At 38.8% G+C, this 15,277-nt stretch carries 12 protein-coding genes; 5 read left to right on the top strand and 7 right to left on the bottom strand.

The features are described 5' to 3' along the window. Window position 1: 1 nt before the first annotated feature. From JEP71_RS12660 to rbsK, 3 genes are all read right to left on the bottom strand, one after another. A complete protein-coding gene (locus tag JEP71_RS12660) occupies window positions 2–1,366 on the bottom strand; it encodes a PTS transporter subunit EIIC (RefSeq protein WP_109372624.1) in 1,365 nt (454 codons plus the stop codon). Between the two features lie 42 nt (window positions 1,367–1,408). Beyond that, entirely contained in the window at window positions 1,409–2,320 is a 912-nt protein-coding gene (gene murQ, locus JEP71_RS12665; protein ID WP_198626334.1) for an N-acetylmuramic acid 6-phosphate etherase, read from the bottom strand. A 236-nt stretch (window positions 2,321–2,556) separates the two neighbouring features. Further along, on the bottom strand, window positions 2,557–3,477 hold the full coding sequence (rbsK, locus tag JEP71_RS12670; protein WP_072064518.1) for a ribokinase: 921 nt from the start codon (window positions 3,475–3,477) through the stop codon (window positions 2,557–2,559). Between the two features lie 179 nt (window positions 3,478–3,656). Between rbsK and deoC the strand changes: the two genes are divergently transcribed. The 4 genes from deoC (at window position 3,657) to prfH (ending at window position 7,219) form a co-directional block, all read left to right on the top strand. Further along, window positions 3,657–4,325, top strand: coding sequence for a deoxyribose-phosphate aldolase (gene deoC / locus JEP71_RS12675; RefSeq protein WP_151434071.1), 669 nt, complete (start codon window positions 3,657–3,659; stop codon window positions 4,323–4,325). A 55-nt stretch (window positions 4,326–4,380) separates the two neighbouring features. Beyond that, entirely contained in the window at window positions 4,381–5,157 is a 777-nt protein-coding gene (locus tag JEP71_RS12680; protein WP_198626335.1) for a DeoR family transcriptional regulator, read from the top strand. Between the two features lie 314 nt (window positions 5,158–5,471). After that, a complete protein-coding gene (locus JEP71_RS12685; protein ID WP_232797613.1) occupies window positions 5,472–6,608 on the top strand; it encodes an RNA ligase RtcB family protein in 1,137 nt (378 codons plus the stop codon). Beyond that, window positions 6,608–7,219, top strand: a complete 612-nt coding sequence (prfH, locus tag JEP71_RS12690) for a peptide chain release factor H (RefSeq protein ID WP_198626337.1) — start codon at window positions 6,608–6,610, stop codon at window positions 7,217–7,219. The genes JEP71_RS12685 and prfH overlap by 1 nt, the downstream gene beginning before the upstream one ends. Before the next feature lie 217 nt (window positions 7,220–7,436). On the opposite strand, the gene JEP71_RS12695 is transcribed toward prfH, so the two are convergent. From JEP71_RS12695 to dpaL, 4 genes are all read right to left on the bottom strand, one after another. Continuing rightward, the gene (locus JEP71_RS12695) at window positions 7,437–8,711 is read right to left on the bottom strand and encodes an MFS transporter (protein WP_109372631.1); all 1,275 of its coding nucleotides are present in this window, start codon (window positions 8,709–8,711) and stop codon (window positions 7,437–7,439) included. 95 nt (window positions 8,712–8,806) lie between these two features. Then, window positions 8,807–10,393 carry an N-acyl-D-amino-acid deacylase family protein gene (locus JEP71_RS12700; RefSeq protein WP_100157995.1) on the bottom strand — a complete coding sequence of 529 codons (1,587 nt, stop codon included), beginning with the start codon at window positions 10,391–10,393 and terminating at the stop codon, window positions 8,807–8,809. Window positions 10,394–10,465: 72 nt separating this feature from the next. Continuing rightward, window positions 10,466–11,650 carry a YgeY family selenium metabolism-linked hydrolase gene (locus tag JEP71_RS12705; RefSeq protein ID WP_198626338.1) on the bottom strand — a complete coding sequence of 395 codons (1,185 nt, stop codon included), beginning with the start codon at window positions 11,648–11,650 and terminating at the stop codon, window positions 10,466–10,468. Between the two features lie 31 nt (window positions 11,651–11,681). Next, window positions 11,682–12,899 carry a diaminopropionate ammonia-lyase gene (dpaL, locus tag JEP71_RS12710; protein ID WP_198626339.1) on the bottom strand — a complete coding sequence of 406 codons (1,218 nt, stop codon included), beginning with the start codon at window positions 12,897–12,899 and terminating at the stop codon, window positions 11,682–11,684. A gap of 365 nt (window positions 12,900–13,264) precedes the next feature. Between dpaL and JEP71_RS12715 the strand changes: the two genes are divergently transcribed. Further along, window positions 13,265–15,061, top strand: coding sequence for a sigma-54 interaction domain-containing protein (locus tag JEP71_RS12715; RefSeq protein WP_198626340.1), 1,797 nt, complete (start codon window positions 13,265–13,267; stop codon window positions 15,059–15,061). Window positions 15,062–15,277 lie beyond the last annotated feature (216 nt).

Genomic DNA, 15,277 nt, shown 5'->3' on the forward strand with positions numbered 1-15,277 from the left:
CTTATTTCTCTGGATCGGTAAATCCCATTAGCATACTGGCAATAAAACCGACAATCCATGCACCTAATACTGCGATCAGGAACTTAATAATTTGCCCATCTCCCACTAATGGAATTAATGATAACCCAGCTGTACCAAATGGAATAATGATCCCAACTTGGAAATATGCCATTAATGCACCACCAGCCGCACCACCAATACATCCCGCTACAAAAGGTTTTCCTAATGGAAGGGAAACACCAAATAATAAAGGCTCACCGACACCGAAAATACCAACAGGTAATGCACCCATTAATGTTTTCTTTAAACGTTGGTTTTTAGTGCGTAAATAAACCCAAAAACAAGAGCCTACTTGCCCCATTCCACCCATGGCTAAAATAGGGAACAGGTAATTTAAACCAAAAGTATTTAAGATTTCGGTATGAATAGGAATTAGTCCTTGATGCAATCCCGTTAAGAGTAAAAATAAGAAGCTTCCCCCTAGCGCAGCACCCGTTACAACCGCACCACCACCTTGATTTAAAAGTGATAATGATACGCCTTGTGCTAATAACTGATTAAGATAATGGCCGATTGGTTGGAATATCATAATCGCCACAAGAGAAGAGACTAAAATAGTCACAAACGGCGTTAAGATAAGATCTAGGCTCTCTTTAACGATACTACGAAACCATAATTCTAATTTTGAAGAGAACACGACCACCATTAATACTGCAAAGATCCCGCCACTGTTTGGCTGTAATTTCTCACCAAATAAGGTGATATCAGCAAGCCCAGGCATGGCTAATAACCCAGCCATTACGGCACCAATCGACGTTGACGCGCCCAATTCTTTAGCTGTATTTATCCCAATCATAATAGAGAGATATGCAAATACTGTACTACCAATTAATTTGAATAATTTAAATAGCTCAGGGAATTGCTCAACTAAGCCTGGTGCGACTAAACGGATAATATTAATTAACCCCATAATCAAACCGCAGCCAATTAAAGCAGGAATTGTCGGGACAAAAATAGCCGCTAATGTATTTAGCATACGACGAATGGAGAAGCCTTTTTTCACTGGTGTTGACGCAGGCTCATCTTCACTACTTGCTGAACTGTTTTGCATACGCTTATTCATGATGGAATAAACTTTTGCCGCGGTTCCCATTCCTACAATCACTTGGTGCTGTTCGCCATTAAATACAACACCTTTAACGCCTTCGACTTGTTTTAAAGCGTCGGCATCAAATAGCGAGCTATCTTTTAAAATCAGTCGAATACGAGTCATACAATGTGTTAGGGTTGCCACATTTTGAAACCCACCAGCATGTTTTTCTATTTCTATTGCTAACGTGTCGAGATGTTCTATTTTATTAGCCATATGCGTGCCTGCTAAAGTTCAGAGTGTTTACTCATATTGTTATTAGTTAAATAGGGCGAGTTGCTGTTGTAACGAACGATAAGGATATTGCTGTGTAATTTGCTCAACTTTCTCCACACTCAGGTGAAGTTCATACATTAAAATGGCTTTTCTAGGATGATAATTAACCATTTGTAACAGGGTTCTGGCTGTTTCATGTGAAATTCCACACACCTCACTGACAATACCCTCAGCACGACGTTGCAATTTCTCATTACTCGCAATCACATCCACCATAAGGTTTTTATGCACTTTTCCAAGTTTAGTCATCACGCTAGTACTTAACATACCCAAAATCATTTTTTGAGCTGTGCCACTTTTCATTCTTGTGGAACCTGTTAACACTTCTGCGCCCACATCTGGTGCAATAGATAAGTCGGCAATTTCACTCATCATACTTTTGCCACGCGTAGTAATAGATACTGTCAATGCTTTTAGCTTCTTGCCATATTGCAAAGCTGCGACAGTGAAAGGCGTACGACCGCTTGCCGCAATGCCAATAACGACATCTTTATCGCTAACATGACGACGTTGAAGCTCTTCAATTGCCGCCTCTTGACTATCTTCAATATTTTCAACCGCTTTTAGCATTGCATCATGACCGCCAGCAATAATCGCCTGTACTAATGTAGGAGATACACCAAAAGTAGGTGGACATTCCGCACTGTCTAGTACCGCTAATCGTCCACTTGTTCCTGCACCAACATAAAAAATACGTCCACCTTTTTGCAGACGTTCAGTAATTCTTTCTACTGCTTTAGCAATAGCGGGTAATTCTTTTTTAACTGCATTTGCAACAGTCATATCTGCACTATTGATAAGCGTAACCAACTCTAAAGCGCTTAATTCAGAAAACTGTGTTGTTTCTTGATTGCTTTCATTTTTAAGACATTCGCTTAATGCATCTTCTTTCATCATAACAACCTTAATGAAACTAAATTTCAATTAAAATTACATCTTATGAAATAATATTTCAATAATAATTGTCACCACTCTGTGAAATCAGTCACATTAAGTTAAACCGTTTTTCTTTGTAAGAAATCCAACAGTGACTATAAAAACACAGCAAACTATTAATTTTAAAGAAATTCCACTTACTTTCTAAATAAGATAGCAAGTGGAATACAAAGATGTGATAGTGCAGAAGTGTACTACTTGGCTTGCGCTAAAAACTGCCCAAACTCTTCAATGCTAGGATAAGAAGATTGTGTGCCTTTCCCTGCAACACTTAAACCAGAAAACATCACGGCTTTATTTAACGCTTCTTCAATATTATTGGTGTGAACATAATAATGGGAGAAACAACCAATAAAGGCATCCCCCGCCCCACTAGTATCAATTGCATCAACTTTAATGGCGGGAATATATTTTTCAATTTCACCATTCATCCATAATGCGCCTTTTTCACCTAATGTAACGATGACATTCTTAAAGCCTTTTTGTAGTAAAGAACAAGCGGCTTCACGGATTTCATCCATTGTAGTGATTGGCATACCAGTCAAAATTTCAAGTTCTGTTTCATTCGGAACAAAAAAGTCACAACGAGCTGCAATATCAAGATCTAATGCTTTTGAAGCAGGCGCTGGGTTAAATAACACAGGAATATGATGTTTGTTACCAAACTCAATGGCGTGATACACCGTTTCAAGCGGGATTTCTAATTGCAATACGATTATTTTGCATTTTTTCAGGCTATCTGTGGCTCTATCAATATCCTCTGGCGATAAATGCTGATTAGCACCTTTAACAATTAAAATGCTATTTGATGATTGAGAAGTCACAAAAATGGGCGCAACACCACTTGTTGTACCAGGCACTTTTTCAACATAGCGCGTGTTAATACCATAAGACTCTAAATTCATGATGGTGTTATCCGCGAAAATATCATCGCCAACCTTTGTTAACATCATCACTTTTGAATTTAATTTAGCAGCAGCAACAGCTTGATTTGCCCCTTTACCACCACAGCCAATCTTAAATGCTGGCGCCTCAAGGGTTTCTCCCTCTTTTGGCATCCTGTCTATATAGGTGATCAAATCCACCATATTTGAACCAATCACTGCGATATCCATAGCGCCTCTTACTCTTATGTGAAATTTTTAAATGTGAAAATAGTGACATTTTGATAGATGTATAACAGTATCATGTTATTTAAACATCATTTGTGATTGTTATCCCGTTAAAACGGCACTAATATGTTGCCAAAATCACATGGGTGATGAATAACAATCTTCTTATTAAGGAATATACTATGCGTCCATTAGCTAATTATATCGATCATACCCTTCTTGCTGCAGATACAACTGAAGCGCAAATCAAAAAATTGTGTGCTGAAGCAGTTGAACACGGTTTCTTCTCTGTTTGTATTAACACTTCTTACATCCCTTTAGCAAGAACTTGCCTTGAAGGAAGTGATGTAAAAGTATGTTGTGTTATCGACTTCCCATTTGGTGCGGGTTTAACAGCAACAAAAGCCTTTGAAGCGGCTGAAGCTATTCGCCAAGGCGCACAAGAAGTCGATATGGTTATCAATATTGGTATGTTAAAAAGCGGCCGTTTAGACTTCGTAAAACAAGATATCGAAGCAGTAAAAGCCGCTTGTGGTAATACAACTCTGAAAGTTATTTTAGAAACTTGCTTATTAACTGACGACGAAGTACGTTTAGTTTGTGAAATGTGTCGTGAGATCCGCGTTGATTTTGTGAAAACATCAACAGGATACAGTACAATGGGCGCAACAGAGCATCATGTTGCTTTAATGCGCAAAACAGTGGGTGATGAAGTTGGTGTGAAAGCATCAGGTGGTGTTCGCGATCGCCAAACAGCATTAAACATGATCAAAGCAGGTGCAACACGTATCGGCGCTAGCGCAAGTGTCGCTATCGCAACAGATTCAGATGCACCTGAATCAAACTACTAATTATTTAGCGTATATTTTCTTGGAGTACGCTATTCGATAACACAAGGATCCTTCGGTGATAGAGACCAAACAGCACGAACGTTTGCGCCGCCTCAGTGAATGTATAAAACGCTCAGGTCGCATACATCTTAAAGACGCCGCAAGGATCCTTGAAGTTTCTGAAATGACAATTAGGCGCGACCTTAGTTCTGACGCCGAAAACCCTTTTCCGATGTCATTATTAGGTGGCTACATTGTTGCATTAGCCCAGCCCCATTCAGGATTAATCTCAACATCCTCTAATATCATTACGCCAGATCAAACTGAAGAACTTCATATTCCTAATCTTGCCGCTGGCATGGTGTCTGACGGCGATGTTCTTTTTTTCGATAACGGGCAGTTTATTCCTACACTGATTGAGCTTATTCCTGATAATCTGCATTTCACGGGGATCTGTTATTCTCATCGAGTATTTTTGGCATTAAGCCAGAAAAAAAATGCCACCGTATTACTCTGCGGAGGTGAATATCGTCCTAAAAGTGACTCTTTCTACAATCCTACCCAACCTTCTTATCTTGATAGCATTAATCCCAAAAAAGCCTTTATTTCAGCCGAAGGTGTTCATCTCGATTTTGGCGTTACCTGTTATAACATCGACGATCTGTACATGAAGAAAAAAGCGATGGGTAAATCTATTCGTAAGATCTTACTCACCAAATATCACTATTTTGATGAAACAGCGACAGCCAATATGGGCGATTTAGCTCAGTTTGATGTTGTTATCACAGATAGAAAATTAACGGATGATTACGAAGATTATTGCCGAAAAAGCTCAGTAAAAGTAATTTATTAATTAAAAATAGAGAACTAACTGAAATAGCAAATAAAAGGAAGTTAGCCTTAAATTAAATAAAATCTATTAATTCTTTTTTTAAAAAATAAAGAAAAACCACACCACTTTTTGATTGCCAATGCAAAAAAAAGTGGTTAATATGCCCGCGATTTATTATTTTTCATCCATTTCAATTAACTGCAAGGAGGTATCCCATGACAACTACAAATATGAATACTCTTTGCGGACAATCTCAGAAGTAATCCTTTTTTCCTTCTTTTTGCTGTCCGCCAATCAATTTATTTTTTTATCCTTTACATTATATGGATTGGTATATGGACAAGTGTGTTCATTATTTATCTGATAGCGTTTGTTATATCGCATCGGATAATACTTGGATTGAAAGCAAAGCAATCCAACAATTAGAAACAACCGCTCAACTTCCTGATATGGCTTATGTCGCAGGTATGCCTGATTTACATCCGGGGCGTGGTTATCCCATTGGCGCTGCCTTTTTTTCTGTTAATCGTTTTTACCCTGCTTTGGTCGGAAATGATATTGGCTGTGGCATGACGCTCTTTCAAACGGAATTTAAAAACAGCAAACTCAACTTAGATAAAGCAGAGAAACAGTTGAGTGAAATGAGTGATATCGCACCTTCAGAATGGCTAGAAACGCATCTACCGACTGAAATGCAACATCATCCTTTTGCTGGCTCTTTAAGCTCTATTGGTGGTGGTAATCACTTTGCTGAATTCCAACAAATTGACCAAGTGATTAATGAAACGCTTTTCGCTGCAAGTGGTATCAATAAAAAACAGTTATTGCTATTAGTTCACAGCGGATCGAGAGGTTTAGGACAATCTATCTTACGTGCTCATACAGAACAGTTTGGTCATAAAGGGCTTGTTGCTAACACCGAAGAGGCAAATGAATATTTGCAAGCCCACAATAATGCACTTGATTACGCAAAGATTAATCGTCGCCTTATTGGTGAAAGAATGATGCGCCAAATTCGCACTCAAGGTGCAGTTATTTCTGATGTAAATCATAACCTTGTAGAGCCTTGTGAATTACATGGTCAACAAGGTTGGTTACATCGTAAAGGTGCAACACCAGCACATCACGATATGGTGGTTATTCCGGGTTCACGCGGTGATTACAGCTATATTGTTAAGCCAATTGTGTCTGAATTAAGCCTTCATTCCTTACCCCATGGTGCAGGTAGAAAATGGATGCGTACAGAGTGCAAAGGCCGATTATCACACCGTTTTACACCTTTACAACTTTCACGAACGGCATTAGGTAGCCGTATTATTTGTGCCAATAAACAACTGATTTATGAAGAAGCACCGCAATCTTATAAATCGATTGAGACTGTAATTGAAAGTATGGTGAGTATCGGGCTAATCGAAGTCATCGCACGTTTAAAACCCGTGATCACCTATAAAACAAGTGGGGAGATGGCGTAATGTTATTACAATTCACCTCCGCACAAGGCCCTGAAGAGTGCTGTTTAGCGGTTGAAAAAGCCTTAAATTACTTTTTGAAATCAACAACAAAACAGCAAGTGAACGTCACGGTTCTTGAAAAAGAGCCTTCACGTCATGGCTTAAAATCGGCATTAGTGTCTCTTGAAGGTGCTGATGCACAAGCTATCGCGCAACAGTGGGCAGGCTCTATACAATGGCAATGTGCAAGCACATTACGACCGCGGCATAAACGTAAAAACTGGTTTATTGGTGTTGCTTGTTTTGAACAACCTGATGAAATTAATGACAAAGAAATTGTCTTTGAAACCATGCGTTCAAATGGCCCCGGCGGTCAGCATGTTAATAAAACAGAATCTGCGGTCAGAGCAACACATATTGCCACAGGTATTAGTGTCAAAGTGCAATCAGAACGTAGCCAGCACGCGAATAAAAAGCTCGCTAAACAACTTATTGCATGGCATTTAGAGGCTTATATGATGAAACAGCACGCTTCATTAAATAGTCAACGCCATATTGCCCATCACCGCGTTATTCGTGGCGATGCCACACTCTGTTTTAGTGGCAACGACTTTATACTTATAAGCAAATAATGTTATTAATCTAACAAAAGCAAAGCCACGATTTTTAATCGTGGCTTTTTTAAGACAAAAATACCCTGCAATAAGATTTTTTAAATTAAAAAATCAATAAAGCGTATAGTGAGTTTTAATAAATAAATCTTACAGTTAATACATTTATTTTATTTAATTAATCTTATTTCTTTTAATAACATCACACTTATTAAAATATAACTATTATTAATATTAATTAAATGGCTGCAGGTGTATTTCGCATTTTAACCGTGAACGTTACAACAGCAGAGGCAACTAATGCAATTATCATAAACATAAATGCGCTGTCGTAACTACCACCACTCGCTTTAATTAAGAAGCCCATAACAGGTGCAGAAACAACACCCGCCATTTGACCACCGAAGTTAACAATCCCTGAAGCACGACCCATGATTTTATTTGGGATAGTATCCATTAAAATACCCCAGAACATTGCCATGGCGAAGAACATAAATAATGCAGAAATACACTGATATACAACCGCCATATCAGCACTTTCAACAGTATATGTCATATATAAGAAGCCAGCTGCAATCACTGCGGTAACCATATATAACCATTTACGCTGTGATTTACATTTATCAGAAACATAACCACCTAATAATGTACCACCAGCACCAAATAAGAATGGAATAGCCGCCATTACCCCTGTTTTAGCCAAAGAGAATTCACGAACAGTAATTAAATAACTTGGTAACCATGTTGAGAATCCCCAAAAGGTAATATCAAACAGAAACCAAATTGCTGCCATTTGCCACAACACTGGCATCTTTAAAACATCTTTAAAGGGTACAGCTTCAACAGGTTTATCCGTTAATGTGCCATCTGCTGCTAGCTCATCGAGATCTTGCTGGGTAATACTTGGGTGATCTTTTGGATTATCACGAGTGAAAAAATAAATACCAGCTGCAATTAATAGGCCAGGAATACCTAAAACAATAAACACCATATGCCAGCCAAAAGCACCGATAATACTCGCCGCAACAATTACAGCTAATGCTGGCCCCAAGGTATTTACTGTTGATTGAATTGCCGTTGCACGACCACGCTCTTTAGATGGGAAATAAGTTGAGATCATTTTCCAAGAAGCCGATGGAAAACAGCCTTCACCAATACCAAATAAGAATCGCACCGCTAACATTAATGGCAATGTAAACACCATCCCCGTTAAACTGGTGAAAACTGACCACCATGCAATGCCGATTGCCATAATTTTACGTGCGCCAAAGCGGTCAGCTAAGAATCCACCCGGTATTTGGAATGCCGCATAACCGACAAAGAACGCACTGATTATTAAGCCTTGTTGTGTGGTATCAAGATTCAGATCACGTCCAATAAAGGGTAATGAAACACTCATTACCATTCTATCTAAGAACGAAAGTAACCATGCTAACCAAATTAAGGATAAAACGGTGTAACGAGCTTTCCATGTTTTCTTCTGTTGAAGGTTTGGAATAATATTTGAACTCATTTTCCTGTTCCTCAGGTAAGGGGAAACCATCACGGTTGAAGAACAACCGTGATAAACAGAGATAAGGTTTAACATTTAAGAGCGCTATTGTGCGGTTATGCTCTTAAAACATGGCCACTACAGGCGTAACTTTCGACCCCATTAATTAATGCGATACGACCATTGACCATCACTAAATCGATCCCTTCTGGGTATTGGTTTGGTTCAACAAACGTGCCTTTATCAATAATGGTTTCAGGGTCGAACATCACAATATCTGCGGCATACCCTTCTTTAATTAAGCCTCTGTCGGTTAATCGAAGGACTTCAGCTGGTTTACCTGTCATTTTGCGGATAGCTTGTTCCCAAGTGAGGCATTTTTCTTCTCTGACGTATTTCCCTAAAACACGAGGGAATGCACCAAATACACGAGGATGAGGCTTACCTGCTCCCATTAACCCATCAGTACAGACGTTTTGTTCAGGACGACATAAGAATTTGATAACGTGTTCTTCTGTACCGTAAAAATCCACCATTCCTACCGCATTTTCTTCTTCATATAGCAGATCGAAGGTTGCGTTATATGGATCTTTACCTCTCAATTTGCCTAGTTCTACAAGGCTAAGTCCAACGGCATCTTGGTTTTTTTCTGTTTTAGAGCTAGTCACATAAATATTTTCTAACCCTGCGAAATCAATAAAGTTATCCCAACCTGGGATGCCTTTTTCGATATCTTCAATCATCTTTTTACGCAGTTCTGGAGAAGCTAAACGTTCTAATAATTTCTCTGTGCCTCCTGCGTGAACCCAAGGTGGTAAAATCACCCCAAGCATGGTACTGCCTGCCACATACGGATATTGGTCAAAAGAGATACGAATACCCTCTTTTTGTGCTTGCTCTAACATGCCAAGCATTTCGTCGATTAATCCCCAGTTTTTCTTACCGCAAACCTTCATATGGGAAATATGCAACCAAACACCCGATGCTTTGGCGATATCAATAAGCTCTTGAGTCGACTGAATAATATCGTCAGCTTCACTACGCTGGTGAACAACAAAAATACCATTATGCTTTGCTGTAACCTTACAAAGTTCGATCATTTCAGCAGTATCACCAAAGGCGCAAGGCATATAAATCAGCCCTGTTGATAAACCAAACGCCCCTGCTTTTAATTCACGCTCTAAGATTTCACACATCTTGGCGACATCTTCACGAGTAGAAGGATTACCTTCTAATCCCATGGCTTCCATTCGAATGTTGCCATGAGGAACAAGGTAAGCAAGATTCGTTGCAGAGCCTCTCGCTTCTAACATACCTAAGTAACCTTCGGTATTTTTAAAATGCCAATCAATGCTGTCAGAATCACCATCTAAACCCGCAATATTCTTGCGCCATGCTGAAATATATTGTTCTGGTAATGGCGCTAACGCGACACCATCTTGCCCTAATAATTCAGTAGTGATCCCTTGGCGGATTTTGGCGGATAAAGCGGGATTAAGCAGAGCAGAAAGATCAGAGTGAGTATGAGTATCAATAAAACCGGGACAGACTATCTTCCCTGTTGCATCAATGATCTGATCATTCGTTTTTGCATCAAACTGACCGATTTTTATTATTTTTCCTTCATTAACCACAACATCAGCTTGAAATGCACTTGCCCCTGTTCCATCAATAACAGTGGCGTTTTTAAATATTGTTTTCATTCTGTTATTTCTCCAAAGAGCATCTGACTGTTTCGCCAGATACTCTTCTAGTAAGGATTTATTTCGTAAGAATTAAAGGTGATAAAGGCTGTTCATAATGCTGTAATAGCCACTCGCAGCACCTTTTAACTGTTCAACTTCAATATATTCATCAATGGTGTGCGCTAAGTTCTCGCGAGAGGGGCCAAAACCAATAGTTTTAATACCAGCCTCACCCGCATAATGGCTACCGTTAGTACAGAAAGAGTATTGTGTGACAGTCGGTTTAAAGCCTGACTCGTGCAGCCCTTTTAAAACGCTTTGTACATAAGGATCGCTCTCTTCTAATACCCAACCAGGGAAGAAACGTTCACCTTCAATAGTGGCTCCGGTGTAACATTTTTCAGTGCCGTAGGCATAAGAGACTTTCGCTTTAAAATCAGCATCTTGAGAAGCAAGTTCATCAATCGCTTTTTGTAATGGTGCAAGCACTTCTTCTTTCGTTTCACCCACTAACAAACGGCGATCGTAAGTGGCGCGACAATATTCAGGCACAACCGAAGCGCCCGGATAAGGTGATGATTTAATATCTGTTAGTTCTAAGATCCCTTTTCCTAATACAGGATGAACGGAAGGCGTTAACGTTCTGATCTTCTCGATCAGTTTTGCCATTTTATAAACAGAGTTGATCCCTGCATCTGGATTGGCGGAGTGAGCAGGTTTGCCAAAGGTTTCAACAACAATTTCAGCACGACCACGTTGCCCAATTTTGAGGTTTAATTCGGAGGCTTCACCAATTACCACATAGTCTGGTTTATAACGTTCAGAAACGAGTCTTGCGGCAACACCTTCAAAACACTCTTCATGCACAATGCAAGAAACATAAATACGACCAGCAAAATTGCGCTGATTATCTTGGCCATAAAAACCTATCGCTGAAATCATGGCAGCGACGGCACCTTTCATATCACTGGTGCCACGACCATAAATCTTGCCGTCTTTGATTTCTGCACCATAAGGCTTTTCTTTCCAATCACGCTCACTAACCGGTACAGTGTCGATATGACCATCAAAAACAAGGGTTTTCCCTGGGTGTTGACCTATAATTCCGCCAATGATATTGCCGTATTTATCAATATGAATGTCGTCAAAATCATAGTTTTTCATCATCTCTTCTATGACTTTAACAACGTTACCTTCTTCACCTGAATAGCTTTTTTGTTGGATTAATAATTGGCAATTCTTAATAACTTCATCAAATCGGTTTGCTGATAACATACTGTTCACTCCAAAAGACTTATTTGTTTTTTTAAAATTGTTTGAAGCTAGGCAACTCGCCATCCCACACGATATCGCGATAACGCTCAGGATCGGTGTCACCTTCAGTGCTTATCACAAGCACTCTTGCATTTTCATCTAATCCCAGCGCTTCTTTTGCACTCTGATAAACAGGTGATTGCATCAAAATAGAGAGCAAGCCTGTTGTCACGGCACCAGATTCACCAGAAATGATGTGCGGATCACCGGGTAAAGGGTTTCCTAAAATCCGCATTCCCCTCGTCGCAACAGCATCAGGGCAAGAGAAAAATGCCGCTGAATAATCGCGTAATAAATTCCAACCAATACTATTCGCTTCACCACAAGCAAGCCCTGCCATGACTGTTTGTAAATCCCCACCAACAGGAATAGCATCCGCTTTCCCTGATACCGCAGATTGATATAAACAGTCGGCAATACGTGCTTCAGCCACAATCACTTTCGGTGCTTGTTTGCCATAAGCAGCTGTTACCATACCTTGCACCATACCCGCAAAAGAGCCCACACCAGCTTGCACAAAAATATGCGTTGGGGGGACTTCATGTAATTGAGCAAGAGATTCCAGCATTAAAGTGCCATAGCCTTGCATGATCCAAAGTGGGATTTCTTCATAGCCATCCCATGCAGTGTCTTGAACCACTATCCAGCCATATTTTTCAGCCATTTCAGCCGTCATTCTCACTGCATCGTCATAGTTCATATCAACGATTTCAGCGACTGCACCTTCACGCAAAATGGCATCTAAACGTTCTTGTGATGATCCTTTTGGCATATAGACCACCGCTTTTTGCTTTAACTGTCTTGCCATCCAAGCAACACCACGTCCATGATTCCCGTCAGTGGTTGTCGCAAAAGTCACGCCATTTAACTTTTTCCTGATCTCATCACTGATCATTACCTCATAAGGTAATTCACTTATGTCCATTTCAAGGAAATCAGCAATATGGCGAGCCATCGCATAAGCACCACCCAACGCTTTAAATGCTTTTAAACCAAAACGAAAAGACTCATCTTTAAGATATAACTCACCAATCCCTAAGGTTTTGGCTAACTGGGGTAAATGAAATAACGGTGTAGGTGCGTATCCTGGAATAGTTCTATGAAAATCTAACGCTTTGACTAACTCTTCATAACAAAAAGGGGCAAGCTCAGCGGTTGGTTTTCGCGTAAATGAACTTTGGTTAATCAGGTACTGCAATTGCTCCTGCATGGAATTACCTCTTAATCACACTTTAAAATTCGCGATAACCCAATATCGCGATTAATCGGAATACATAGGGTTATCTCCTATATCGCAATATGTATGCCAACTCATTCAAAAAGCATTTAACAAAGACATAACTATTTGATTTAAAATACATTTATTGTTTTAACAATTAAGAAGTGAAATTAATGATGCAGAAAAGCTGTGATCTAGGCGGTTTTATTTAGGTGATAAATTATCAATAATAAGAAACTGTGTGAGCTTTATACAAAAAAACACATAACTAACTAATAAATAATAATTAAATTTAATACTCTAAATGCGAAGTGATAATTTATTATCAATATTGATAATTTTAAGGTGAGAATGTGATGCACTCATTACTAAGTACTCTACAAGATGAAATCAGCAAGTACACCGATGCCATTGCAGGTATCACTGGTACCGATGTTGAAATTATTGATAACAACTTGATTCGCATTGCAGGTACAGGACGTTATCGCTATATGCTCAATCAAGATGTCTCTAGTAATGGGCATATTTATCGCCATGTACTGCAAGTACAAAAAACCATTTTGATTGAAGATCCCAAAGAAAATAGCCTATGCCAACTGTGTCAAAACCGATTAACTTGCACTGAAGAACTTGATCTCAATGCTCCTATTTTCCTGAATAATCAAGTTATTGGCGTAATAGGGATTATTTGTTCTAATCGAGAACAAAAAATGTTTTTGATGAAACAAAAACAAGCCTTTATCACCTTTATCGAACAGTTTTCGGAGATGATTTCAAGTCGTATTTTTGAATGTCTTGAAAGGCTTAGAGAACAAGAGCGATTTGGGACTTTTAGAAACTTGATTGATGTGATGGATAGAGGTGTGATTGCAATCGATAGCCAAAATAAAATTTGGCATGCCAATCTTTCTGCTCTACGTTTTTTTGATTGTGAATTAATTGGGCAATCTCTTGATATCGATATGACTGGCGATATTCTTTATGGTGATGAAGAAGCATGGCTAATATTAAATCAACAACGCTATCATGTTCTGTGTAAAAAAATCACCTTTTCATCTGTTGATAATGACCAACTCACAATGGTTATCTTCCATGATGCCCGCGATTATATGACACAGGTGAATACCTTATCGGTTGATGAAAATCCTCACTCCCCTTTAATTGGCAACTCACAAAATATGCTCCAATTAAAAAGCATGTTAAGTAAAGTTGCTGTTAGCCACGCCAGTGTACTTATCACCGGAGAAAGCGGTTCAGGTAAAGAAGTGGTTGCTTACACTATTCACCAACAAAGCCTACGCACGAAGCAACCTTTTATTACTATTAACTGTGCAGCAATCCCAGAACAACTACTAGAAAGTGAGCTTTTTGGTTATGTACGCGGTGCATTTAGTGGTGCTGATCCTAAAGGACGTATTGGTAAATTTGAATTGGCACATGGTGGAAGCCTCTTCCTAGATGAAATTGGAGATATGCCTTTACATCTACAAGCCAAGCTTTTACGTGTTCTTCAAGAAAAAAGCATCACTCGTGTTGGCTCTAATAATATGATCAATATTGATGTAAGGATCATTGCTGCCACCAACAAAGATCTACGTGAAATGGTAAATAAAGGACAATTTCGTGAAGATCTATTTTATCGCCTCAATGTTGTTCCGATCCATACACCTGCATTACGTGATCACCGAGAAGATATTGCAGAACTTGCACAATTCTTTGCTGATGATCTGGCTTCAACCTATCAACGGCCTGCTGCAAAGATCCCCAACGTTGTTATTAACTACTTATATTCCTATGATTGGCCGGGCAATATCAGAGAGCTACGTAATGTGATTGAATATATGTATGTTATGCAAGGCGATACAGTGGATTTAAACCTCAGCCACCTTCCACCTTATTTGTTAGAAACACCTCATTCTGATCCTTTAGAAAAAGAAAAAACCAGTGGTATCTATACAGCAGCTAAAACAGATAATAAAAATCAACCGTTAAACGCACAAGAATTTCTCAAAACTCAAAACCAGACATCAGAGTATCAAACCATTATGAACATATTAGAAAAAACAGGGACAACATTAGAAGGAAAGAAGAAAGCGGCAGAAATTTTAGGGATAAGCATTGCTACTCTATATAGGAAAATAAAAATACGATAAAAGATATTTAAGATGATTTTTTGAATATTAATAATTTAATCAATAGATTTAATTTAATATAAGGTACTTAATAAGAATTATTTTCATTAATTACTCTATATATATTATTAGAAACCATTCTTTTAATGACTAGCTTTTATAAAGTATTGTCATCATAATATTTTAAACTTAATAGAATTTGTAACTAAATATATTTTCCATAAAGTAAATTTAAAC

Source organism: Proteus sp. PR00224 (genome assembly GCF_016238105.1).
GTDB lineage: Bacteria > Pseudomonadota > Gammaproteobacteria > Enterobacterales > Enterobacteriaceae > Proteus.